This window comes from Kribbella sp. NPDC055110, from assembly GCF_053607525.1.
Window position 1 is genome coordinate 301,748 of the sequence record NZ_JBSGTS010000001.1, and the last position, 24,309, is coordinate 326,056.

Sequence of the window (24,309 nt, forward strand, 5' to 3'; positions counted from 1 at the left end):
GTGCGTATCCAGCTCCGATCGTGACGGACCAGGGCACCGGTGTGCCGTCGATCGGTGACCTCGTCGCCGACACGGCCAATCCGCACGCGACACCCCAACCATGGAGCATGCGATTGTGTCGCCGCGCCTTCCCGATCACCCACTGCTGGAGAGCCTCGAGGTCACCCGGTCCGACGAGTTGGCCGGTGAACCAGCGTGGCCGCTCGTTTCCGTTCCCACAGGCACCACATCCACCACAACCACCGCCGTCACCACAGCGGCAGCCACCGCAGTCGCATCCGCTCGTCAGACCGGCGCCGCCAAGTCCCAGATCGACCGTCGTGATTCGCGCAGTCATCGTCATCACCTCGTCGTTCGTCGGCTGGTTGTCACGGCCTGCGCACCTTGAATCCCCAGTGCATGACTCCACCCTCGGAGCCGTCCCACAGTTGGCTTCCGTCGGTGGACGAGAACGGCGACGCGAGCAGGCCGCCGAAGTCGGTTTCGCCGCTCCAGAGCCGGAACAGCAGTTGCGAGTCCAGCGCCGTGCCCGCGAAGTCGGCGTCGAGCAGCACCGTGGGATCGTCCTTGCCCAGCGGGGACTCGGGCACCAGCGGTGGTGTCGAGCGGAGTTGGGCCACGAAGGTCTGCTGCCAATCATCTGGCGGGCGAAGAGGAAAGACGACGCGGACGGTGTCGTCCTCGAGTTCGTGGATCTCGCCGCTCTCGAGTCCGAGCTCTTCGATCGCGTAGAGGTAATCGCCGTCCGTAGATGCTTGCCAGAGGCGCAGCCATTCGCGCGGTGCGGCGACAGCGGCGTCGGCCAGCGTGCGGGAGACGGTGATCTCCAGCCGGGGTCGCTCGATGAAACTCTTCCAGCTTTCGTCCTCGTTGTAGTCCGTCCCTCCGGCAGGCCAGACCCGGAGCAGTCGGGGCGGCGGTTCTGTCTCGACAGGGGGCCGCAGGCTGACATGCAGCTCGCCGCCGGCAGCGCCGTTCCCGCTCGGTGGGAAGACAGGCAGCCCGGTCAACGCGTCCGGCAGGAACGACCCGTACGAGGGCTCGGCCGACGCGGGTGCCATCGCCCACAGCTTGTCGCGCTGTTCCTGGCCGAGCCCGGTGCCGAACAGGTCGGCGTCGAGTGCGAGCTGGTCCGGATCGGCGGTGTGGATCGGACCTGATGCCTCGGACCGGACCATGACGACCACGCAGGTTTCTGGACGGATGTCCTGTCGTTCGATCTCGACCGTGTACGCCGCACCGTCGCCGCCCGGAGGCACGACCACCTGCCCCAGAACGCCGGCAGCGCGGACGACGGCGACCCGGCGGGCCCCGTCCGGCTCGATCAGCCATACGCCCAGCCACGACTGCGGGTCGTCGAGTGCGGGCTCCGCCATGTCGCGATCGAAGGCGATCTCGAGGCGGAGATCCTCGGCGAAGTCCGTCCACGTGTTGCCCTCGTTGTCGGGCCAGGGCGACAGCGACGTTATCCGCGGGGCGAGAGCGGCAGGAGCTGGCGGACAACATTCGTCGACCCGGTCGGCGAGGCAGAGGATCAGGTCGAGCAACTCGCGGTTGCTGCGGATGACGGTGCGCACAGTGGTGTCCACGCGGCTGCCCTGGTCTCCGTCGAGGGTGACGGTGGCGAGTGGAACGCAGTGTTCGGTGCAGTCGCACGAGCGTGGGCCGAGGCGGTCGAGAAGCGTGCGGCGATCTGCTTCACCACTTCCTTCGGGGTCGTCGTGGAACAGTGCGTCGCAGAGGCCGTCCGGGAGGCCGGTGCGTGACGACGGGCCTTCGGTGACGGTGACCGCGTAGGCTTCCCGGACCATGGCCGGTACGCACCGCACTTCGCCGTCGCAACCTTCTGGTGGCATCCGCACCGGATCCGTCCCGCACTCGTGGTAGCAGACCGACACTGTCACTGTCCCGGTTTCGCTGGGCCCGTCTTCGGGCCGGCCGCACGGATCCGTGAGCCGAGCGGGATCGACCTCCACGTCGTGCGGGACGACGACGAGCCTGCCGTGTCCGTCGATGCCGACCCCGTGGCTGACCAAGAGCGTGCCGCCCGGGACTTCGGTCACCTCGAGGCCGCAGAGAACGCCGCTGCCAAATCCGAGCCGGGTGACCAGCTCGCGTGAACGGCGGTGGTATGTCTGCTCGGCGCGCCAGTGCCGTACCTCCATGAGTTTCCGCGGGAAGTAGGTGTTGCGGAGCAGCGCCCGGGGCGGGTCGCACGAGCAGTGCTCGCCGCAACCGCAGTCGAGTTGCTCTTCCACCCGAAGGCTGGTGTCGTGGGTGTCGGACATGGCGGTCATCGGGCAGCTCCTTCGGTCGGGTGAGTGGCGGGCAATCGCTGCTCGCCGAGCCGTACGCCGAGCGGTCCTTCGGAGTGGAGCCCGGTCGGGCCGTGGCCCGGTAGTGCGTCCACACCCACCTGAGTGGGGATGGTTGTGACGGCGGAGGTGGCACAGGTTCGGGCCAGTACGTGCGCGGGCCGCTCTCGCTGGACCACGGCGTCGACGGCGGCCACCTCATCCTCGGTGCCGCCGGGCACATGCACGCAGATCCTGTGTGCGAGGAGCGCGTGGACCGGGAGCCCCGCGTCCTCCGAGGGCACGAGCATCGAGCGGTCCAGCCAGGCCGTGGTATCGAGCACGGGCGGCCCGGGATCGGCAGGCGCGAGACCGGTGGTCAGGCCGAGCGCACTGGTCTCACGGTCGGCGGCTTCGAGACGCCATACCGCGGCGTCCTGCAGCGGCTCGACGACGTCGACTGCGAGGCCTGTCTCACGGAACACCTGGTCGAGCAGGCCGCGGCGAGTTCCTCGCCAACCATGGCGCCTGACGGCAGTGGCGACAGTCTCGCGCCTTGATTCCGGGCCGGTCGGGAGCCGCGCCGGGTCGAGTGCGACCCACGTGGCGAGCCGCGTAAGCCAGGGGGAGTCGAGCCGGTCGGCGGTGACCTCCGTGCTCAGGAGAGCAGGCAACTCCTCGATGATTGCCGAGGTCTGTTCGAGCTCCGCCCCGAGCAGACCGAGGTAGCGACCGAGCATCCCGTCGCCCGTGTCCACATCGGTGATGCCGCTGGCTTGCTCGACCATCGTGGCGCGGTACGCCGTCGGAAGTGCGACGACCGGACCCTCGTCGCCGGACTCCACCTCGACGTCGACGATCCGCGGTGTTGTCAGACCGTTGCCGCCCAGCTCCAAGGCGAGCCACAGCACGCCGTCGTCCGAGCAGAGCACGCGGGCGTCGAGCGCATCGGCGGCCGCCGCTCGCCATCGTCCGCCTGCCGTCGGTACGGGGGACCGGTCCGCGTCGGACGAGGCGGGGTGGGGATCTGGAGGTGCGGCCGCGCTCGACGTCACCAACGTCCATACCCGCAGCCAAGACGTCGGCGGAACGGGCTCTGCGAGTCGGACCCGCACCCGTCGCCATCGGTCGGCCGTCGTGGTGTCGACCTGAGCCTGATCAGGCACACCGGCGAGGAACACAGACATCCCACGACGTAGGTACCGGCCCTCGCTGGTGACGAGCACGAGGTTGCCGGCTTCGACCGTGGTGCCGGCGAGCCTGGCGGTGGACCAGTCGCCGTGCGCCAGCCATCGTCGCGCGCTCACGACTGCACTCCGATCCACTCGACGCCCCAGCCGAGGGTTCCCGAGATCAGGTCGGCGAAGCCGCCGTCGCTCACCAGGTCCTCCGGATTGACCTCGATGCCGCCGCCGTCCTCGCCGATCGATGACCCGCCCGGCAGCGGGACCACGAACCGGAACCGTCCGACCTCGGCGGCCTCGATATAGCCCGCCCCGTCGACCAGTACCGGCATGCCGTGCGGAGCATTGGCCGCGTCGAGAAGTCGGGTGCCGACGAGTCGCGCGAGGTACGCCGGTACGTCGCCGAAGCCGGCCTCGGAGGTGTCGACGTCGGTGCAGACCGCCCAAGGCCGGCCGTCGTCTGCCGAGCGAACGAACCAGCCGGCATGCGCGGGCGTCGCACCGCACGCGATATAAGGCGTCGGCGGTGGGCGCAGCTGCCGGCGCACAGTGGGATCAGGTGGTGCGGACAGTCGGCAGCCCTGGACGAGGATCTCGGCGAGGACGACGTCGATTCCCTGGCGTATCGCCTCGGGTTCGATCCAGGCGATGATCGGCGCGTCGGAGCGGAGTACGGCGCCCTCTGCGCCACAGGGTCCGGCGCGGTCGACGACAACGGCTTCTTCGTCGTCCCGCCAGCGCACGACGAGTGCGAACGGCAGCGGCCGGCCGTCAGGTCCGTTCGCGACGGGCGGGACGGGGACCTGGACGGGCTCGTCGACGACGAGCTCGCGGCCGGCGAGATCGAGGGCGTAGCCCGCACCGAGGTCGACCGCTACCTCGCCATGGCGCCCGGTCACGACCAGCCCGGACGCGATCCCCCAGCCGTGGAGGATGCGGTGGTGAAGCCACCGCATCTCGGTGTCGACAGCCTGAGCGACGTTGAGATCGTCGGCCGTGAGCAGTTGGCCCGCGAAGAAGGTCGGCCGCTCGGCCGGCGGCAGGGGTGCCGTGGTCATTGTCGTCTCCAGTCCTCGGGCAGGGTGATCGGCGTCCGGGCGGCCGGCAGGACCGCCATCCAGTTGAGGGCGAACGGGGCGGTACGCACGGGGTCGGCGCTCGGGTCCGCGTCCTGGCCGGTCGGGTGGCGAATCACGATGCGAAATCCGGTAGCGGTGACCTCGGTCAGCTCGACTGTCGTCCGCCGCGGCGGGGGTTGTGGTCCGGCCGGGGTCACGACCACAGTCGGCGCGGCGGCCAGTCGATGGCTCGAGAGGTCGACGTCATGCCACCACATGGAGCGTGTGCCCTCAGCTCGGGCTCCTCGCTCGACTGTGGCGCCGAGCGTCAGGGTCGGTCCGGGCCGTCGTAGCCATTGCCGATCGCCGTCGCCGGTGTGCAACTGGCCAAGGTTGTCGATACGGGCGAGAGGGATGTCGAGCAGCGCCATCCGCCCGATTTCCCGGACAGTCACCTGGGCGGCGGGGCTGCGAGCGTCGGTCAGGACGATGTACACCGGGGGACGCGGAGCAGGTACCCAGCTCACTGATTCGAGTACGAGAAGGCGACCGCATCGGTCGACCGCGCAGCCGGGAACTACGCGGGCGGAGCCGTCGGAGACGATGACGTCGAGACCCGCGGCGATGCCCCAGGTGTGATGGGCGGCGATGTGGTGGTGAGCCAGTCGCTGGTAGCCGAGCGTGTGCGACTCTCGCTGGTCCCGGGCCAGCAGCCAGGAGCCGGCCACGTATCGCAGTCTGGGGGCGCTACGCATCAGGACCACCTCCCGGACACCGCGGAGAGCTCGAGATGCCCGGCCAGCACCAGTTGCGTGGGGCGGAGCGTCACGTCGCCGCAGTCGCCCGCGCTCGTTCCACGGCTGAGCGTCAGGTCGTCGACGCGGTCGACGCCGGCGACACCATCGAGGAGCTGAAGCACCTCGCTGCGGCGTACTGCGCGGCCGAACGGCCAGCCGCGACCGCTCGGGCCGCCGGTGACCGGGTGCAGGAACGCGGCGACGGCGGCTTCTGCGCGTCGGACGACCTCGCGCGGAGCGGTGCCGGGCAGCAGGACGAGCGTTGCCCGGACACCGACGCGGACATACTCCGGACCGACCACGAACACCCTGGTCCCGAGAGTGCGTACGGGCGCGAGGTCGGCACGGATGCGCCGCAGCAGCCCGGCGGTCGGTCTGGGCTCCTGAACCGGCAGGGACGGCACCACGACGACCGTCACGCATCCGTCGGCGCGCATTCCGGGCAGCCGTGGATCAACCTCCGGCAGCGCTCGCGCCCGCCACAGCGCGGTGCCGGGAGTCGCCAGAGTGCGGCGCTCGAGGTCGGCTGCGGTCACAACCCGCTCCGGGACCGGCAGCCCGCGGACCTCCTCCAAGCCGAGCTCGTCCAGACTGGTCGCCTTTCGATAGCTTAGTGCCTCGGACAGCCGGTCGTGGACCCACAGCGCCTGCTCGGCGCGCGCCGCTGTGTGCAAGAGGTCCTCGGCGGGCGCGCCGACGGTGAGGGAATCGATGAGCCGCGCGTGGGTTCCGGCCGCATTCGGGCCGAGCAGAGTCTGCGTGCGGCCGTCCGCGGGGACCTCGACGCGCAGTGGAGGTAGGACGGAGCCGACGCCGAGGTCGGTGGTCCAGGTACCGGCGGCGAGGACTGTCGCGCCCGCTGCCAGGGTGCGTCCGCATCGGCCGTCACCGAACTGCACTTCGCGGCCGTCCGGATCGAGGTATGCCGCGTAGTCGTGCGGGGTAGCTAGTGCCGGATCCGCGACGATGCGGACCGAATGCGTCGTGCCGTCCGGGTCGACCACCCAGAGCGCGGGCACGCGGTCGCACCAGGGTTGTGGCAGGACGAAGGTCTCTCCGGGAGCGCCCGTCGCGGAGCCTAGGTCGGCGAGGTCGGGTCCTAGCCCGGCCGGCGGGGTCAGGGCGGTGTCGAACGGGTGCGCGGCTATGACCCGACCGACGTCGACGTGGACGGCGGAGATGATCGGAGCGGCGTCGTGCCGACCGCTGGTGATCCGGCTGCGAAGCCAGACGACGGAGCGCCCGGCCAGACAGCCGGCGACCTGGTCGCCCAGCGTGCTTGTCGGTAGCGGAGGGAGGACGAGCCGGACATGACCGGACCGGGTCAGTGCGGCGGTGTCGTCGGCCAGGTCCGGTCCGAGCACGGGCTGCCAGGTCGCACCGTCGTACGCCTGCCACTCGGTCGTGACGTCGTGATGGGAGCCGGTACCGTCGGCCTCCGGTTGGCTGAGGCCGGGAGAGGTCATGATCCACAGATCGACCGGACCGGCGCTGAGTCCGCCGGCGCAGTCCAGTCCGACGAGGAAGGTGTCGCCGACGGCCGGCTCGGGTCCGAACGGCTGAGCGGGCCGTCGCGCTGTCAGGTCCCGGGAAAGGTCGGCGCAGCCGACGCGGTAGTCGTCGTCCGCTGCTGCCGCGACCGCGCTGGCTGCGACTGCGACCGTTGCCCCAGTGACCGCGACGTCGTCGAGCAGAGTCAGCGGCACGACACCCTCCTCGCGGGCCCCGAGCAGAACGAACCCGTGCGGCACGACGAACCGTCCGGTCCCCGAGAGGCCGACGAGCGCGGTGGCCGGCCGGGCCGGCAGGGGGTCGTATCCGACCAGAGCCAGGAGCCGGCGTCGCTGGCGGTCGGTGACCGCGCCTGAGCGGTAGCTGTCGGTCTCGACCAGGAACGCGAGAAGCTCAAGGAGGGCGATGCCGACGTCGCTGGTGTTCTGATCGGTCCAGGTCGGAGAGACCAGAGGGAGCTGGGCGCGTCCGTGGTGGACGAGTTCCTCCCAGCGGAGCGTGTCGGTGACGGGCGGGAACAGCGGCATGGTCAGACTCCTTGTCCCAGGCGCACAGTGAGCGGACCAGCACAAATGACCTCGTCGGGCCCTACTGGGGCGGTGTCGCCGACCGGGATCGCGTCGCGGGTGAGTACCAGGTCTGTGATCACGTCGACGCCCGGAACCGACTCCAGGACCCGGGCCAGGTCGGAGAGGTACACCGCCGCTCCGAAGTCCCAGCCATCGCCGCCGGTTCCTCCCCGGAGCGGGTGCATGAGTTCGGCGAGTGCGGCGCGGACCCGCTCACGGGTCGGTCCGGCAGCCGACGGGTCGACTGGGAGGACGGTGAGCGCGACGCCGACTTCGCGGTAGTGCGGGCCTTCGACGACAACCCGGCGCATCGCGGCGACCGGCGAAGCAGCGACCACCGCGTCCCGCACCGTTGCCAGCAGCGAGGCGCCTGGCTGCGGCCGATCTGTGCCGTCGCGAGGGACAATGACGACGCGGACAGCGCCGGGTTGGGGCCGTCCGTACCGGTCGACTGCCCCGATCGCCCGGGCTCGGACAACGGCCGGCGAGGCCTCGCGGGCGATGGCTTCGACGTCTTGCTCGGTGAGTGCCAGCCGCCGGTGCCGCAACAGTGCGGGACCTCGGACCAGGGCACGCTCGAGCGGCTCGACCTCGGCCCCGCCCGTCGCCGGTTCGGGGTTGTCCACGTCGGCGACCGCGACCGCGCTGAGGACCTTGTCGATGCTGCCCGCCGGGACATTGCCGACGGCCCCGTCGCAGGTACGGTACGACCGCAGCCGGACGTTGTCCCGGCCCTCGGGTAGTGGCCGGCCGTGCCCCTGCCCTCCGAACAGGAATCGTCCCCGCGCCCGGTCGAGGGTGAAGACGCGGTCGAACGGCCCGGCCGAGCCGAGGGTGGTCGTCGGTCGCCAAGGCACCCAGACCTCGCTGACCTTGCCGGTGCGCGGATCGCGGTGCAGGCGGACGCCGGCCGGGTCCACTCCGTCGGCTGTGAGGGTGCGCGTCAGTACGTCGGCGTCGAGGTCGGCCCGATCCCCGTCGAGTTCGCGGACCTCGAGCGCGACGTCGCCGGCTATGGGGAAGCGTCGCGCTGCCAGGACCTGCGCCGTCGATCCGTCCCCGGAGCCGAGCAGTTCGTCGTACAGGGTCTCTACCTGGGCTACCGCGACAGCGTGGGGGGCGACCCGGGTGACGGTCAGCTGTGGGGCGGGCTGGGTCGGATCGAAGACCGCGCGCAGCCAGGTGCGCGGGGCACCGAACCGGGCTGGTGGCGCGACGGTGAGCTGTGCGCTGGAGTACGGACGCGAGAGGTCGTCTCGTGTTGTCACTGTCGTTCCGGCGACCGCGGCGACAACGACCGGCTCCTGGCCCTGGACGTCGGAGAGCATCAGCCTGTCACCGGAGCTGAACCGCAGTGCCGCGTCATTGCCGATGAGGGAGATCGATCTGCCTTTCGCTCCGCCGACGGTGCTGCCAGGAGCGCCGGAGGTTCCCGGCCAGACAAGTCCGACGACGCCTGTGCGGCGTAGGCCGTCGGTGCCGTCGTCCGTGGCGAGGCGGACCCACGTGCGTCCGTCGTATCCCTCCCACACGGGTCGGTACGGCGGGTCCCACGGCGTTCGGCCGGCCAACTGGAACCACACACCGATGCGGTCGGCGGGCAGGTCGCCGTCGAAGCCCAGGTACAGCGTGGGCGCGGCCTCGGCCATCGGCAGGAACGGCGCTACACCGTTGCCGGGCCAGGTGAGCGCGGCCCCGATGTCGCGCCAGGCATGGTCGTCGTGCACCACGACCGCCATCGGGTCCCGCGGTTCGGAGTGGTGCGTGTAGTAGACCTCGACGCTGTCGATCAGTGGGGCGCGCGGCTCGACGACGGGCAGGAAGTTGAGGACGCCCGACTTGTCCGTCCAGCTCACCAGCCGCAGATGCGAGTACGAGCCGTCGGCCAGCCGGGCTCGAAGCCATCGGCGGACGTCGCCGTCGATGTCGACCTCCGCGATGTCGGCAGGCACGGTGAAGCTGACTGATCCGGACGCCTGCAGTGAGATCACGGCGTCGTCTCCGCTCACGCCGAGCGCGCGCCATCGATCTCCGTCGTGGTACTCCCAGGCCACGCGCGGGGCAGACAGTTGTGTGGATGCCGACGGCACGACGGCCGCGACCAGGTTGCCCGGGTTGATGTCCTTGAGGGTCGTCACGGCGGATCCGACCTTGGTTCTTGCGGTGTCCACGTGGTTCTTCGCCGTCGTGAGGCGCGCGCTTACCGTTGCGACGTACGTCGCGGGATCGGTGCTGAAGATCGGGGGGAGAGCACCGGACGGCAGCCAGGGCGCGGCGGTCGCGAGGAACGTCGCGAGGCCGGAACTGAGCGCCGACTCGGCGTTCGCCGTCGCGGTGGGATCGCCGGCGGCGATCGCGGTCTGGAGTGCCGCACGCGGGGCCGCCAGAACGGCTGCGCCTGCTGCCAGCAGTTCGACGGCTTCCGCGATCGCGACGAGGACGCGCGCGACCTCGGGCGACGTGCTGTCGAGGGTATTGCGGGCTTGCACGGCCTTCGTCGGGTCGGCGTCGTCGATGACATCCTGGATCCGGTTCCGGGCACTGACGACCCGGCTCCAGACCGTGTGGTCGGAGGTGGCGGCCTGGCGGAGCTCCGCCAGGGACTGTTGGATCTGGCTCCGCACCCCGGCGTACCAGGTTCCCGGATCGGTGCTCATCAGCGTCGGGAGGGCATTGCCGAGAGTCGTCGATGCGGAGTTGAGAGCGCCCGTGACCTGACTGCCCTCGAGATCGCCGATGGCGGAGTCGAGCATCGTCTTGGCGATCTTCACCGCACTCTCCTGGACGCCGCTGAGCCGGTCGGCCTCTTCGGCCGCAGTCACCGGCCGTTCGACGACCAGGGTCACCCGCGTCCCCGGACGACGGGTCGCGCTGGCGCTGGCGAACAGGAAGGTCGTGCCGCGCGCGGGAGAGGGGCCCAGGGGAGCGAATGCCTTCGAGAGGTCGGCCGCGCGCTGGTCGGCGATCGCCTTGTCGAGCGGCAGGCCGCGGTGCACGGTGACGTCGACACGGGTGTCCGCGTCCGCGAGTACCGGAGAACTCAGGTCATCGTCGAGGTCGAGGAAGGCTCGGATGGGATCGTCGTCGGCGGGTGCCGGGCCGGGCGGATGGGCAGGACGGGCGGGCAGGTCGCTCACGCCGATCCGGATCAGGTGCCCCTCGGCGGCGGTGAGCTGCTCCTCATCGCCCGACTCGAGATCGACGGTTGAGCGCGCGCCCGCGGAGAGGTCGACCAGATGGCGGGCGATGGATCGGCCGGCGCGCTCGGGCCACCAGATCCGTAGGCTCGCCTGTCCGGTCTGCAGTCCTCCGGTACGACGCACTTCGAGCCGTCGGTGCTGGTTCACCGCGACGAGCCGAAGCCGGGTCAGAGTCGGCGGCTGGGCAGCGGGGGAGATCTCGAGCGGCCGCTTCAGTCGGCCCCGGAGCCAGTACGTCGTCCGGCCGTCGATCTGCTGTGGCTTCGCAGTGGCCATCGGGGCGATCAAACGCACCGTGCCCGACCGCGTCAGGCCACCGGTGCCGTCGACCGAGTCGCCGTCGCCGGCGAGCGAGGCGGAGTCGGCCATCGGAGCGAAGGCTCGCCACTGCTCGCCGTCCCACCAAGACCAGTCGAGCGGCATCGGTACGGCTGCGGGGACGCCGATCCCGACCTCGAGTTCCACCACGGCGCGTCCGTCGAAGGCCAGGAGTTCGTCGTGCCCGACATACAGGTCGCGGTCGACCCGCGTCGGCGCGCCGAAGAGCGTCGTGGACCGGCGAGCGAGTGCGTCTGCTGAGTGGTCCTGCTCGGCATCGGAAGCCGGTAGGACGCTGTGGACCTCGACCAATCCGGCGGGGGAGATCGCTATCGGGTCGAGGCTCTCGAAGACGACCGGGGCATCGCGCCCTGGAACCGCCGCCCCGACCCGTGTGCCCGCCGGGACCCGGGCGCCACGGGTGCCCGGGACGGCGGTAAGCAACACGTGGGTGCGTGCGCCCTGCGCCGGTAGCAGGGAGACTCCGAGCAGGTCGAGCAGCACGGCCTGACGATGGTCGGGGATCTGAGCGAGCCGTTGCTGCAGAAGCTCCAGTTGCCCGGCGAAGATCTCCGCCAAACCGTGTCCGGGCGCACCGGGAGTGAGCAGCCAGTCGGGCGCGTACGCCGTACGCGTCGCCAGAATCGAGGCGAGAACGGCGGCGCGGTCACGTCGCAGCACGAGATCGGAAGCCGGCGGGTAGGTCATGTCGGCCCCGCTTCGCGAAGGAAGAACGGATAGACGAGGTTGTAGAAGGTGTTGGTCGAGCGGATCCGGTAGGCGATCGTGATGTCGATGCGGCCGTGCGTGCGGTCCCTGACATCGACAAGCACCTCGGTGACGTCGATCCGTGGCTCCCAGCGCACCAAGGCGGTCTCGACGCGGTGCCGGATCAGTGCGGCCGTGGTCGTGGTGAGTGGCTCGAACAAGAAGTCCTCGAGACCGGCGCCGAATTCCGGTCGCATGGGCCGGGTCCCGCGCTGGGTCCCGAGCACCAGCCGGATCGACTGGCGCACCAGGTCGGCGCCCGCCACCAATCGAGCCTCGCCAGTGCCGTCCACACCGGTGGGCGCCGCCCAGCCGCGGCCGAGCACCCTGGCGTCGACCGGGACACCGAGGCGGCCGTCTGCGGGACCTGAGGGCACGACGGTCATCTCAGCCGCCGACCACGACGGTCATACAGCCGGCGATCACCGGGGCGCCGCAGCCTGCGATGTCACCCATCCGCACAGCCGGGCGGTTGCTGATCAGCACAGTGCCGCTGCCCTTCGTCAACGGGGACGGTGGGTGGCTGGCAGGTGGCGGGAACGAGCAGGCGTGCATGTCGCCCATCACGGCGGCGGGGCTGCCGCCGATGAGCACGGTCGCCACCCCGGGACCGGTGATGGTTCCGGGATGTCCGGTCGGGTCTCCGATGCGGGCTGCTGCTGGCACGGGTGCTCTCCTCTCGCGGGGGCAGATAGTGGACGCCGGGTCAGTTGATGGTCACCAGGCCGCCCTTGACCTGGCAGGTGGCGTCGGCTTGGAGACTGGCGCTCGCGCCGGAGAGGCCGAGGTTGACCTCGCCTTTGACCGTCGTGTTCTTCGCGCTGACGTCGGCCTGCACGGCGCCCTTGAGTTCCACCTTTCCGGGCAGTGCGAGCGTCAGTGACCCCAGCCCTTCGGCGAGCTCGATCGCGATCGATCGGGCTGTCATGGTGAGCTTGTGGCCCGCGATGTGCGTGACGGTGATCTCGAGTTCGAGGTCGTCCAGGACCACCTCGTGGCCGCCCGGAGTTTTCAGGACGCGCTTGTTCCTGGCGTCGAGCGGGAGATCGATGGGCGGACGGTTGCTGACGTCCCAGACGCTGCCGACGACGACCGGCCAGGTCAGGTCCCCGTTCTCGAAGGCCACGATGACGACGTCGTCGATCTGCGGCATGCAGTACAGGCCGTAGCCGTCGCCGGCGAACGGGGTACACACCGGGGCCCAAGGCTCGATGTCGGGGATGGTCGGGAACTTCACCTTGACCCGGCCCTGCATGGTCAGGTCGAAGTTGTCGGTGACGACGGCGCGTACGACGCCGTGCCGCTTGCTGTCGGTCGAGCGGGCGTCTGCGCCGTCGAGCAGATCGAGCAGTCCCATCGCGTCCTCCCAGTACTCCCGATCGTCCTTCGCCTATCCGCCTACGGGCAGCGAGAGCAGCCCACCCTGCACGCGCACTGCGCCCTGGGCCGGTCCTGGCACCGAGCCGAACCAGATCTCCTTGCGCGCGTCGAACTCGGTGCGCCAGCCGCCGCCGTCCAGACGATGGGTTACCGAGATGACGCGCCAGAGCCCGCCGTACGTCTCGCCGACGCCCTCGATCCGCAGCACATGTCCGACCTGGACCGCTGCGTTGCCGACGCACGCGCCGTGGGCGGTCAGCCGGCGGTTGAGCTTGGGCAGGAGCCGCCCCAGCACCACACGCGCGGCGTTGGCCGGCGACAGCGGCTCGTCCACGAGGAGCACGCCACTGCTCGGCCCGTCGGTGGGCAGCCCGAATCCCGGCGTCACCTCGATGTCCAGCGACTGCCGGTCCCAGTCGTAGCCGATGGTCACCGTGAGTTCCAGACGGATCGACGGCTGCCACACGCGGGCCGAGACCTTGAGAACCTGCCCGACGGTGCTCAGCTTCGGCGTGAACTCCAGCAGGGAGTGTCCGTAGCGCAGCGTGAGTTCGGGCGCCAGGTGGGCGGCAGGCGACATCAGGCGCAGCACCAGCCCGGCAGGGTCGGCCGCGTGGTCGATGGCGATCTCCCAGGCGTTCTCGGCGGCGATCTTCTTGAGGAAGTCCAGCGACGTCTCTCCGGCCTGCTTGCGGACGATCCGTTGCCGCAAGGTGGGGTCGTCGATGGACAGTGCCGCCTCGACGGCTCCGAGGGCGGCGGACAGCAGGGCGCCCAGTGGATCGAGCGTCGGAAGCAGTCCGTGCTCTAGAGCGAGGGTCGGGGCCACGGCGAGATCCGGGATCGGCATCACGCCGAGGTAGGGGACCGGGATCGCGAACCAGCGGGACGGTTCCGCTGCGGCCAGCCGGGTTCGCCGGTCCTGGGCGACGATCGTGAGTGTCGGCATCCCGCCGCTCGGGAAGACGGCTTCGCCGCCGACCACCTCGCCGGCGAAGACGCGCTGCGGCTGATCAGGGCTGTAGCCGAGCCAGAGCTCGACGGGGGTGTCCAGGCGCAGGAGATCGTGGTCGAGCCAGCGCAGCGCTTCGTTCGCGAGCGCGACCTCGAGTCTGTCGGCGTCACCGAATCCGCAGGTGGCGTTGACCGAGGTGACCGAGGCTCGCATGGTGCTCGGCGCGGGTCGGCCGGCGAGCAGCAGACGGAGCTCGGGCGCGTAGCTGGGCGCGATACTCACGGCACCTCCCGCTGGGGCCGAGCGGTGTGCACGACGCCGGACGCGTCGGTCCATGGCAGCCGGGGAATCGCGAGGGTGGCGCCGACGCGGAGATGCCGGGGGTCGGCGATGTTGTTGCGCAGGGCAATCGGCCGCCAAGCGGTGGGGTCGGCGTACTCGCGGTGCGCGATGATCGGCAGGGAGTCTCCGTCGGCGACGATGTGGATCTTGGTGTAGTCGACGGTCTGCCGCTTGATCTCCTTCGCCTCGAGTTCGACGTTGCGGTACTCGCTGAGCGTGACGGTCAGCCGGGCGCGGACCGGTGTGCCGTCGGGCCGGAAGAGCACGTACTTCTGCGACACCTTGGTCAGTACGCACGTGAACGTCAGCTGGCCCCACGCGAACACCGCCGGCGGCGGCGCGTGCAGGTCGGGGTCAATGTCCATCAGTGAGGTCACATCGGCGACGAGACGGCGTACGTCGGCACCCGGGCCGCCGACCGGGTTGGCCTCGGTGGTGTCGACAAGCAGTTCCATGTCGATGGTCTGCGCCTGGCCGGCGACGAACTGCACGACGGGCCCGGACAGACCCGGCACCGCGAGCTGGGCGAAGTTCGCCTCCCGGTTGAGGGTGTATTCCTCCGGGTTGAACTGGACGCTGACCCGGCGCCCGCTGACAGTGTTCGTCAGGGTCGCCTTTTCGAGGCCGCTCATCCGGTCCACCCCTTCCGCTCCCGAGCCGCGGTGACTCGCCGGTCGAGTTCGCGGACGACCCTGCCGACCACGTGGGGCAGGTCGGCAGCCGTGAGGGCCGTGGGCCCGCTGCGGCCCAGCGCGGCGCCGTCAGGGCGGTCGTCGGTCCAGCGGACCCCAAGTCGTGTGTCGATGCTCGGGCGGTGCTCCGTGCGGCCCAGTTCGCTCTTGCGGCTGTCTGCCGTTGCTGTGGCCTGTCGGTGCACCTGCGGCACCGGGACGGGTCCCGCCTGCCGGCGCGCTACCGCGACCAGCGTTTGCCGCCGCTGCGCGACCGGGACCGGTACGTTGGCGTACGTCGGGACGTGCGGCGCGGAAGTGGCGAACTGCCGGACGTGCACGGTTCGCATCGGAGGTACAGCCGGCGCCAGTGCTCGGGCCGGGGAATGCTCTCGCCGAAGCACGGTCCGCAACCCTTGGAGCCGCTCGGCCGGCGGATACCCCGGCTGATGTACGTCGATGCGCAGGCTGATCCGCGCAGTCGTCTGCGACGCGAGTGGCTGGTGGCCTCTCTGAGTGGGGCGTCGGCGTGTCGGCATGCGCAGTACCTGCTCGACGCGCCGCTGATCCCGGGTCGACCGGTTCGGCCGGCGCAGGTGGGCGATGGCCACCCGTCGGCGTACAGCGTCGGCGAACCGTGCCACGCGGTTCACGCGTGTGAGGATCATCGTGGTCGCTCCTAGCCCGCTGCGCTCTCCGCGGCGTTGAGGGTGGAGTTGATCGCGGACACCTCCGCGACCCAGGCCCGCCGCTCGCGGTGCGGCAGGTCCATGAGTTCGGCCAGCGGCCAGTGCACGTGGTACGCGAGGAAGGCCATCTCGCTCCTCAGCTGGCTGACTGGATAGGCACGGGTTCCCCCAGGCGGTCATGGTCGGCCACGACCTCCTCGCCGCACCGTGGACAGCTCACGGTCGGGGGCTTGTCCTCGAGATCGTTCACGCTGTTGTAGAGGTTCTGCAGGAAGGCGAGATCGGCTGCGAAGAGCGACTCGATCGTCCTGGGGGTAATCGGCTCGACCCCGTCGAGACGGCTGACGACCCTGCTGAGCAGGATGACGGTGAGGTACGCCGGGTTGCGCTGCACCCGCGGGTCCTGGAGGGGCAGGATCTCGTCGGCGGCCGTGGCCAGGCGCATGGTGCCGTCCCGGTGCAGGGTGCCGTCCTCGCCCAGCAGGCCTATCGGCAAGGTGAACTCGTGCTCGATCTGGAGCATCTCAGCTCACCCGCTCCAGGCCCTCGTGAACGATCTCGCAGGTCTCGATGGCGACATCGGAGGCCTCGGCCGAGAGCGTGGGGGCCGTGTACTTGCTCGGCCACGCGCGCACGAAGTTCCAGCGCGCCACCTCCGCGCCGCGCCGGTCCAGCAGGACGACGGAGCCGTTGCGGCGGTCGATGGTGCCGTCGACCACCGTCTTGTGCCAGGCGAAGAGCTGGTTGTCGATGGTCATGCCCCACTTGAGAACGATGTTGGCATGCTTGGTCTGGCCCGCGAGTTTGAGCGGCGTGGTGTTGGCCCCGCCCTCGCGGTGCTCGATGACGTCGATCGTCGAGTCGAGGCCGCTGACCTCCTGGAACGCGCCGCGCGCGATCCCGTCGATCTCGACGAGGTAGTTGAAGTTGACGAAGGGGTCCGGCGCTGCGGCGGTCATGTGACGTCCTTTCTGCGCGGATGGCGGGTCATGACTCGGCGACCTCGGCGCCGCCGTCCCAGATGCCGATGCGGACGACGATGAACTCGGCCGGGTAGACCGGCTGGACGCCGATCTCGATGTACAGCCGACCGAGTTTCCTGGTCGACGGCGGGTTGAGTACGTCGTCGATGCGTACGAAGAAGGCGTCCTTCGCGGTCGCGCCGAACAGCGCCCCGTCGCGCCAGGTGCGGGTCAGGAACTCGGTGATGGTGCGCTTGAGCTGCTGCCACAGGGCCAGGTCGTTGGGCTCGAAGACGCTCGGCCGCAAGCCTTCCTGGATCGACTCCTCGAGGTAGAGGAAGAGCCTGCGGATGTTGACGTACTGCCAGTTGCGGTCGCCGGCGCAGGTCCGGGCGCCCCAGACGACCGGAGACCCGCGCCCCGGGAGGATCCGGATGGCGTTCACGCCGTCGAGGTTGATCAGTCCCTGCTCGTCGTCGGTCAGCCGGCGCTCCACGCCGATCGCGCCCGCGAGTCCGATGTTCGCGGGTGCCTTGTGGACGCCGCGGGTCGCGTCGGTCTTCGCGTAGGCACCGACGACGTGGCCCGACGGCGGATGCAGGACGACCGACTTCCGGGAAGGGTCCATGACCTTGATCCACGGGTAGTACAGGGCCGCGAAGCCTTTGTCAAGTGTTCCGGTGAGGGCTTGGCGCTGGGTCTTCGCGGCGTTGAGATCGCTGCCCTTCGCGGCGTCGAGCACGGCGAACCGGTCGAAGAGACTCTCGCAGTGTTCGACGACCGCCTGCTGCGCGGCGAGGTCGGTGCAGCCCGGGACGGCGACGAGGCTGATCTCGTCGATGGGCGCCAGGAGGGCGAGCTGCGTGGTGATGTCGGTGGCCACCTTCGCCCACGACTGGGCCGGGTCATCGGCCACCGAGCCGGCTACCGGGGTCGAGGAGGGTGCGACCGGTCGTGGATCAGCTGCCGGGAACTGGGCAAGATCCACGACGACTCGGGCGTACGCGTCCTCGCTCGTCGCGCTGCCCCACCATCGAGGATGGGTCGGCGACGTCGACAGGCCGGCATACGTTCGAGTGACTCCGGTCGTGTCGGTGATCGCCAGATCGAACTCGGCGGTCGACACCTCGGTCGGCTGGGTGAGGTCGAAGGTGCCGGCCAGCGGTCGCATCAGGCTGATGCTGTCGGCGCCGACCTGTCCCGCCACGGCCCACTCCGTCGTGGTGCCGTCGGTGATCTTCACGACCGAGCCGATCGGCGCCAACGCCCGGAGGCTGACCGCAGGTGGTACGACGAGCCGCAGCGTCGTCGTACCGGCCGCAGGGTCCGCGGTGGTCAAGGTGCCGCCGGCGAAATCGGTGTTTCCGGGGACAGCGGCTGTGAATCGGACCACGTCGGGATCGGTGCCGGCTACCGCCATCAGGTTCGTGGTGCCGGCGCCGTCGTCGAGTACGACCTGATCGCCCGCCGCGAAAGAGCTCGCATCGGCGACGGTGACCTGGCGCCGAGTGGCGTCGATCGCTGTGATGCCGGTGCTTCCGCGCAGCACCTCGAGCGACGTACCCGCGCCGGCGGCGGTGAGCGCGGTGCCGAGCGCGCTGGAGTCGGTCACGTTCACCGACCCGCCCTCGCCGGCCGGGCCGTCGGCGACGGCGCGCACCGTCGCCAGGGTCACGGGTGCCGCGTCCCGCGACTGGAGGTCCGCGTGCGCGGCGACGGCGGTGCCGACTCGGACGACGTAAGCGGTTTTGCCTCCGTTACGGAAGAAGCCTTCGACGGCCAGCGGAAGGTGGTACGGCGTCGCGTCGTTGACCGGCTCTCCGAACTCGGCTGTGAAGGCATCGAGGCTGGTGACCTGGAACGGCTCACCGATCCGGCCGCGCGCCGCGATGCCGATGAACGCGGCGATGCTGGTAGAGACCCCTTCGATAGGCGCCGCTGGGGCGTACTCCTCGATGTACACACCTGGGTAGGAGACCTGGGTCGCCATGGATGTCTTCCTCTCGCTTGCGGCCCCGCGGGCCGTGCCGGTCAGGTGAGCTGGAGCTGGAGCGGTCCTGCGGTCGGGCTGGGAACGGTCACGCTCAACGGCGGGAATGTCGCGTGGGCGGCTGCGCGAACCGTGACCTGGTAGTCGCCTGGCTGCAGGTCGTCGAGGACGAACCGGCCGTCGGCGCCGGTGAACACGCGCGCGCACGGCCGGCCTGCTTGGTCGAGCAGAGTCACCAGGGCCTCCTCGACTGGGTCGTTGGCCATATCAACGACTTGTCCGCCGAAGTCGAGGACCGTCTCCGCCGCCTCGAGTTCGGGCCCCCGACCGAACGAGGTCAGCAACGTCGTGACCACGCCGTCGATCGGGGTCGGCTCCGGCACGATCGGCACGGTGACCGCGAGCCAGACCGCGGGGCGCCACGGTGCCGTGCGCCCCATGGTTCCCCAGAACTCGGGGAGCTTCGGGAACCCTTCTGGCGGAAGGAGTTCAGTCTCGAAGGCCGCCTCGCGCCATGCGGCCGGCAGCCCTGACAGTTCGGTCGGCAGCAACACCGAGGCCGGCGTCAGCGGCGCCCGCTCCACGAGCGTCGCCACGACGTGCCCGAGCAGCCCGTGCTCCTGACTGCTGGCCGGCACCGCGGCCGAGTCCTTCGCGCTGTTCCAGGCGCTGAGCAGATAGTGACAGCGCAAGAGATACGGCGCGTGCGTACGCCGCAGGGGATCATGCTCAACGCGAACCTCGGTCGACCGCCGATGCCGATCCTCCCGCAGATCCACCAGCGCACAGTTCAGCCAGATCCCAGTACCAGCCCCCACCCGCTGCCGCCAAGCCTCATCGGGCGGCTGAAACCCGAGCCGAGTAGCAAGCGAGGGAATCTCAGCAACCAACACCTGCCGAATCACCGTTTCGAGCCCGTCGATCATCGCGCACCACCTCGCCGCGGATCGGTTTCACGGACAGCGATGCGAGGCCGCTGGCCGGTCACCTTCTCGAAGGCTGCGGCCATCTTCGCCAGCGTCCGGAGATCCGACTCGTGCGCTTTCGGCGTGATGATCAACGCACTGTGGCCGCGGCTCGGATTGTTCAGGTCGCGCCAGATCTGGTCCAGATCGTCCGACGTCAGCTTGCCCTTGTACTTGACCTCGTAGCTTCCGATGTCGCCGTGACGCGTCTTGTCACCTGCGGTGTGCGTCTCGCGGTACTTCGCGCCGCCGGCCAGGTCTTCGCGGAGTTGGCGCTCGTAGTCGTAGCCCTGCTTCTGCTTGGAACCGGGTTTGATCGGCGCGACTCGCTTGCCGAGCGGGTCGTGGAACACGGATACGCGAGCGTTCGGGTTCGTCCGCAATCCGTCGGGTCCGACGCGATCGACAGGCCCAGGGGCAACCTTCACGTCCCTCAGCCGAGGGCGCCGGAACGTCTTGGGGTTGTAGGGCCCGTCCTTCCCCGGCCGATACCTGGGGGCATCCTTCGTACCTGATGCGGAACTGGTCTTGGAGGTCGTCTTGGTTTGTGTGTGCGCGGCCGAGCGTGTTTCGGCGACCTCCTGGGCTTCTTGCAGGCGGGTCCTGGCGCTCTGGCTCGCCTTCTTGGCCGTTGCGTGACTGCTCTCGGATCTGGACACCTGCCGTTGTGCCCTCTCGACCGCAGCCTGCTGTGCCTTCGTGGACTTGCCGCCTGCCTGCTGCCGGGCTTCAACGGCAGCCTTGGCGCTACGCAAACGATCCTTGGCCGCGGCGGCCCGCGTGGAAGCGCTCAGTTCCTTGGCGGTCGTTTCAGCCACGCGCTCTTCCGCACGAATGCGCATCCGCTCTCCGGCCTCGGCCTTGCGTTTGAGGTCCGACGGCCGGGCGACCTTCGCGGCCTTGGCCGCACCAGGAGCTGAGGTGCTCTTCGATTTTGATGACGGGGCCGGCGACACGATCGCCGGCTCTTGAGCGGCGGGACCAGGCCTAGCGGTGGCATCGGGAGTAGATCGCTGCGTCGCGCCCGGCGGCGTACTCGCCTTGGCGATCGCCTCGTGCGCAGCGAACTGGAAGCCACTCATAGCAGCTGCGATGAAGATGCCCTGGGGATCTGAGATCCGTTTGGCGAGTTCGTCGACGAAGTGACTCCAGGAGGCCGGCCTTCCGCGAAGAGCGGCGTAGGTCTCGTCGACCACGGCGGTGAAGGCTTGGCTGTACTCGTGAGAGATCACGCCGCTCCCCACCGAGGCCAGAGCCCTCCGCATCACCGTCGCCGAGGCAGGGTTCCCAACCAGTCGTCCGAAGACCCTCTCGCCCAGCTTTCCGCCGAACTTGGCGAGCACTATCTGCACGGCTGCGTCGACGGCGATGTCTCCCCAGTCGACCGGGTCGCCCTCGACCAGTTTGGCGAACCCGACTCCAACGCTGGCGATGATCGGCGCGCCGACGGAGATCGCCGTGGTTGTCGCGCCGACCGACAGGCCGCCTACGCCGGCGCCGATCACTTCCGGAGCGAGTCCTGCGGCAGCGCCGCCCGTCGCTACCACCGCGAGGACGCCCAGCGTGACGAACGCGGCGTCGCGTGTGTTCTCCAGACCCGAAACCATGCCCTCGGCACCCTCGATGGTCTGGTCGATGTACACGCGCACCAGGTCAGCGGAGCGACGTGCGGCGATCTCGCTTCGAGCCGCCACCTCGGCGGCCGCCACCATCTGGCCGGCGGCTGTGTCACGCTCGACCGCATGCTCGGCCAGCTCGATCACCGGTCGTTGCAGGGCCAACGCCATACCGGGGTCTCGGTGCCCGCCGAGGCTGCCGATCCAGGCCGCGGCATGGGCTGCTGTGGAAGCGAGCCCGAACTCCTCGTCGACCGCCTCCTGACCCTCGTACCGTGCGACAGCGGTATCGAATCTACGGCGGGATTTGGCCACGACGTTGGTCAAGGCCTTCCGAGCCGAGGCACGCGCCCGCTCTGCGTCTTCGGCTGTCATGACCAGGGTCTGGCCCTGGTACGTCGTCATGTACCGGCCGTCCTGCATCAACGTCAGGTCCTCGATCGCCTGCATGACCGCCCGAGTCGCCGCGAGGCTGTCGCCAGGAGCGAGCTGGAGAGCGCGTGCCGTGGTCGGGGCACCGTCCTGCCGTTGCCGCAGTGCTTTGGTGATGGTGGCTGCCACCGGCATGGCCGACTCTTGTTTCGACTGGCGGGCGATCCCGACAGCGCTGGATCCGTAGAGCCCGGCACTGTGTCCCAGAGCCGCTAGCGCCTCGGTGCGCTGTGCACCCGGGCTGTGGCCGTGGTGGAGCGGGATCGCCGCGGCCGGCAACCGCTCACCGAGATCGAGATCTCCGCCACCATGCCGTTGCTCGACGACATGGCCAAGTTCATGGGCAAGGAGCAGGCGGCCGCGTACGGATGACGGGTCGAAACGCCCAGGCCCGAACACGACATGCCGGCCGACGGTGAAAGCTGCTGCGTCAAGTGACTCAGCGAGGTCGGCGCTGGCGGCGCCGGCATGGATCACGACGTCCCCGAACGCCGCTTCGAAGGAGCGCTCCATCCGGGCTCGGATGCCGCGGTCGAGACTCCGCGACTCCTCGCGGACCGGGTGGAGAAGGGCGTGCTCGGCGGATTCCGCGCTCATGAGAATGCCCCGGCGATCGTATTGGCAACCTGGCCGAGCTTCGCGTACTCGCGGTCGATGGCCCGGTTGATGCAAGACGTGTCCACCTCACCACCGTGGGCGCGGGACAGGTGGGTGGCGGCCACAGAAATGTTGCGGATGTGGCCGCCGGTGAGGGGGTGGTGGTTGGCGAGTTCGTCGAAGTTCACTTCGGCGGCGACGTGGACGGGTTCGGGCCAGACCGCGCGCCAGATCAGGGCGCGTTGAGCCTCGTCGGGGTAGGGGAAGTGCAGGCAGAAGGCGAGGCGCCGGGCGAAGGCGTCGTCGAAGTGGCCCAGGAGGTTGGTGGCCAGGATCGCAACGCCGTCGTACCGCTCCATGCGTTGGAGGAGGAACGAGATCTCGAGGTTGGCATACCGGTCGCGAGCGTCCTGGACCTCGCTGCGTTTGCCGAACAACGCCTCGGCCTCGTCGAACAGGAGGACCGCGTCGGTCTGCTCGGCCGCGGTGAACACCGCGTCGAGGTTGCGTTCCGTCTCGCCGATGTACTTGGACACGGTGGCGGACAGGTCGACGGCGTACAACGGAAGGCCGAGATCTCCCGCTACCAGTCGCGCGGCAAGGGTCTTGCCCGTACCGCTGGGGCCGGCGAACACCGCGGTCAGGCCGGGTGGCTGGCCCGGCAAGGCCCCGAATCCGGTCTCTTGAAGCATCTGGGCTCGTCCGGCCGCTTGAGCGACGAGCTCGGAGAGCTGTTCGCGCAGATCCTGGGGAAGCACCAACTGCGACCAATCGCGGGAGGTCGCGAGCTGGGTCGCGAGCTGGGCCAGCCCATGACCGACCATCCCTATGGACGCCCGGGTGACGTCCTCGGACGTGACAGCTGCAGGCTCGCCGATCGCTGCCTTGCCGGCTGCCTGCGCGGCCAGGGTGCCGGCGAGCCTGCCGACGTCGTCGTGTTCAAGATGCTCCCAGCTGGCCAGGCGATGTTCTTCCGACGGTGCAACCTCGACGCCCTTGCTGCGCAGGACGTCGACAAGGTGGGTCCTCATCGAACTGGCTCCGGCCGCCCGGATCGTCAGCGACGCGACGTCGTGCGGTGCGTCGTCGTCGACGTTCGGGTGCGTGCCGACGGCCACGATCGTCGCGAAGGCCTCCCACCGGTACGTCGGCACGGCCGAGGGGTCGCCGGTCACCATCAGTACGGCGTTCCGCAGCAAGCTCTCGGCGGCGACACGGGCGGCAGGTACGGCGTCCACGAGCGCGTCGGCGGAGACGACGAGACCGTTGCGCTCCGCCCGGGCGACGGCGTACAGCGCGGTGGCGAGCGCGTCGCTGGACCGCCCGCCGACGAGCGAGGTCAGCGAGGGCCGGTCCCCGGCGAGCCGGTGTACGAGTACCTCCGCGGTCACAGGATCGGGTGGATTGCTGGGTGCGATCAGGTCATCGCGAACGAAGGGGCGCAAGGCAGGTTCCAGCCGCGAGATGCCGTGGGTCCATCGCAGCAGTGCGGTGCTGGCTACGCAGCTCGCCAAGAAGGTGGGGCCACGTGTTGGCTCGCCGACGACAGGGCAGTCTGGCGGTGGTGCGAAATGAAGGAGTCCGCAGCGTGCCAGTGGGCCACTGTCACTGAGTCGCGTGGCCAGCGCGACCCGCTCCGGTCCCGCGGCGCCCACGAGCGCGGCGATTGTGGCGAGTGTCGGGTGGCGGCGGGCCGGCGCACCGTTGAGCGCGGCGATCATGGCGGCAAGATCGGCATCGAGATCCGGCGCCAGCGCGAGCGCGATCGCTGTGTGGTCGAATGCGTCGAAGCCATGGGCGAGTAGTGGTTGTCGCACGTGGTCGGGGAGCGGCGCCGCGGTGGTGGTTGGGTGCTGACCACGGGGTGCATCCGGCTCGTCCAGCCGAGCTAGGCCTCGCTCGAGCACGTCGCGGCACCACGCGACGAGCGGATCGAGGTCGAGCGGGCTGTCGGGAGCCATACCCGACTGTCCACCTCGGCAGTGGGAGGCCGGATCCGTCGGCCGTATC

The 24,309-nt window shown here is 69.8% G+C and carries 19 protein-coding genes; all 19 read right to left on the bottom strand.

The genetic code is table 11. The annotated features are described in order from the left end of the window. Positions 1-368: 368 nt before the first annotated feature. From ACWF0M_RS01315 to ACWF0M_RS01405, 19 genes are read right to left on the bottom strand one after another with little or no spacing between them, the layout of a single operon-like run. Positions 369-2,297, bottom strand: coding sequence for a hypothetical protein (locus ACWF0M_RS01315; protein ID WP_452233588.1), 1,929 nt, complete (start codon positions 2,295-2,297; stop codon positions 369-371). Next, the gene (locus ACWF0M_RS01320; RefSeq protein WP_452233589.1) at positions 2,294-3,601 is read right to left on the bottom strand and encodes a hypothetical protein; all 1,308 of its coding nucleotides are present in this window, start codon (positions 3,599-3,601) and stop codon (positions 2,294-2,296) included. Before ACWF0M_RS01320 ends, ACWF0M_RS01315 begins: the two co-directional genes overlap by 4 nt. Beyond that, entirely contained in the window at positions 3,598-4,536 is a 939-nt protein-coding gene (locus ACWF0M_RS01325; protein ID WP_452233590.1) for a hypothetical protein, read from the bottom strand. The genes ACWF0M_RS01320 and ACWF0M_RS01325 overlap by 4 nt, the downstream gene beginning before the upstream one ends. Further along, positions 4,533-5,291, bottom strand: coding sequence for a hypothetical protein (locus ACWF0M_RS01330; protein WP_452233591.1), 759 nt, complete (start codon positions 5,289-5,291; stop codon positions 4,533-4,535). The genes ACWF0M_RS01325 and ACWF0M_RS01330 overlap by 4 nt, the downstream gene beginning before the upstream one ends. Next, positions 5,291-7,372, bottom strand: coding sequence for a baseplate J/gp47 family protein (locus ACWF0M_RS01335; protein ID WP_452233592.1), 2,082 nt, complete (start codon positions 7,370-7,372; stop codon positions 5,291-5,293). The genes ACWF0M_RS01330 and ACWF0M_RS01335 overlap by 1 nt, the downstream gene beginning before the upstream one ends. Before the next feature lie 2 nt (positions 7,373-7,374). Continuing rightward, positions 7,375-11,640 (bottom strand): hypothetical protein, encoded by a 4,266-nt coding sequence (locus ACWF0M_RS01340; protein WP_452233593.1) that lies wholly within the window; start codon positions 11,638-11,640, stop codon positions 7,375-7,377. Further along, complete coding sequence (locus ACWF0M_RS01345; protein WP_452233594.1) at positions 11,637-12,086, bottom strand: GPW/gp25 family protein; 450 nt, start codon at positions 12,084-12,086, stop codon at positions 11,637-11,639. Before ACWF0M_RS01345 ends, ACWF0M_RS01340 begins: the two co-directional genes overlap by 4 nt. A 1-nt stretch (position 12,087) precedes the next feature. Next, positions 12,088-12,366 (bottom strand): PAAR domain-containing protein, encoded by a 279-nt coding sequence (locus ACWF0M_RS01350; protein ID WP_452233595.1) that lies wholly within the window; start codon positions 12,364-12,366, stop codon positions 12,088-12,090. A gap of 40 nt (positions 12,367-12,406) precedes the next feature. Then, the gene (locus tag ACWF0M_RS01355) at positions 12,407-13,057 is read right to left on the bottom strand and encodes a phage baseplate assembly protein V (RefSeq protein ID WP_452233596.1); all 651 of its coding nucleotides are present in this window, start codon (positions 13,055-13,057) and stop codon (positions 12,407-12,409) included. 33 nt (positions 13,058-13,090) lie between these two features. Beyond that, a complete protein-coding gene (locus tag ACWF0M_RS01360) occupies positions 13,091-14,317 on the bottom strand; it encodes a phage late control D family protein (RefSeq protein WP_452233597.1) in 1,227 nt (408 codons plus the stop codon). Next, positions 14,314-15,009, bottom strand: a complete 696-nt coding sequence (locus tag ACWF0M_RS01365) for a CIS tube protein (RefSeq protein WP_452233598.1) — start codon at positions 15,007-15,009, stop codon at positions 14,314-14,316. Before ACWF0M_RS01365 ends, ACWF0M_RS01360 begins: the two co-directional genes overlap by 4 nt. Beyond that, on the bottom strand, positions 15,006-15,716 hold the full coding sequence (locus ACWF0M_RS01370; protein WP_452233599.1) for a hypothetical protein: 711 nt from the start codon (positions 15,714-15,716) through the stop codon (positions 15,006-15,008). The genes ACWF0M_RS01365 and ACWF0M_RS01370 overlap by 4 nt, the downstream gene beginning before the upstream one ends. An 11-nt stretch (positions 15,717-15,727) precedes the next feature. Further along, positions 15,728-15,865: a DUF6760 family protein gene (locus tag ACWF0M_RS01375; RefSeq protein ID WP_452233600.1), complete on the bottom strand. Its 138-nt coding sequence runs from the start codon at positions 15,863-15,865 to the stop codon at positions 15,728-15,730. Positions 15,866-15,873: 8 nt separating this feature from the next. Continuing rightward, positions 15,874-16,260 carry a hypothetical protein gene (locus ACWF0M_RS01380; protein WP_452233601.1) on the bottom strand — a complete coding sequence of 129 codons (387 nt, stop codon included), beginning with the start codon at positions 16,258-16,260 and terminating at the stop codon, positions 15,874-15,876. A gap of 1 nt (position 16,261) precedes the next feature. Beyond that, the gene (locus ACWF0M_RS01385) at positions 16,262-16,696 is read right to left on the bottom strand and encodes a phage tail protein (protein ID WP_452233602.1); all 435 of its coding nucleotides are present in this window, start codon (positions 16,694-16,696) and stop codon (positions 16,262-16,264) included. Positions 16,697-16,724: 28 nt separating this feature from the next. Beyond that, a complete protein-coding gene (locus ACWF0M_RS01390; RefSeq protein ID WP_452233603.1) occupies positions 16,725-18,689 on the bottom strand; it encodes a phage tail sheath family protein in 1,965 nt (654 codons plus the stop codon). 41 nt (positions 18,690-18,730) lie between these two features. Beyond that, positions 18,731-19,615 carry a Pvc16 family protein gene (locus tag ACWF0M_RS01395; protein WP_452233604.1) on the bottom strand — a complete coding sequence of 295 codons (885 nt, stop codon included), beginning with the start codon at positions 19,613-19,615 and terminating at the stop codon, positions 18,731-18,733. Beyond that, positions 19,612-22,299: an eCIS core domain-containing protein gene (locus ACWF0M_RS01400; protein ID WP_452233605.1), complete on the bottom strand. Its 2,688-nt coding sequence runs from the start codon at positions 22,297-22,299 to the stop codon at positions 19,612-19,614. Before ACWF0M_RS01400 ends, ACWF0M_RS01395 begins: the two co-directional genes overlap by 4 nt. Continuing rightward, positions 22,296-24,260, bottom strand: coding sequence for an ATP-binding protein (locus ACWF0M_RS01405; protein WP_452233606.1), 1,965 nt, complete (start codon positions 24,258-24,260; stop codon positions 22,296-22,298). The genes ACWF0M_RS01400 and ACWF0M_RS01405 overlap by 4 nt, the downstream gene beginning before the upstream one ends. Positions 24,261-24,309 lie beyond the last annotated feature (49 nt).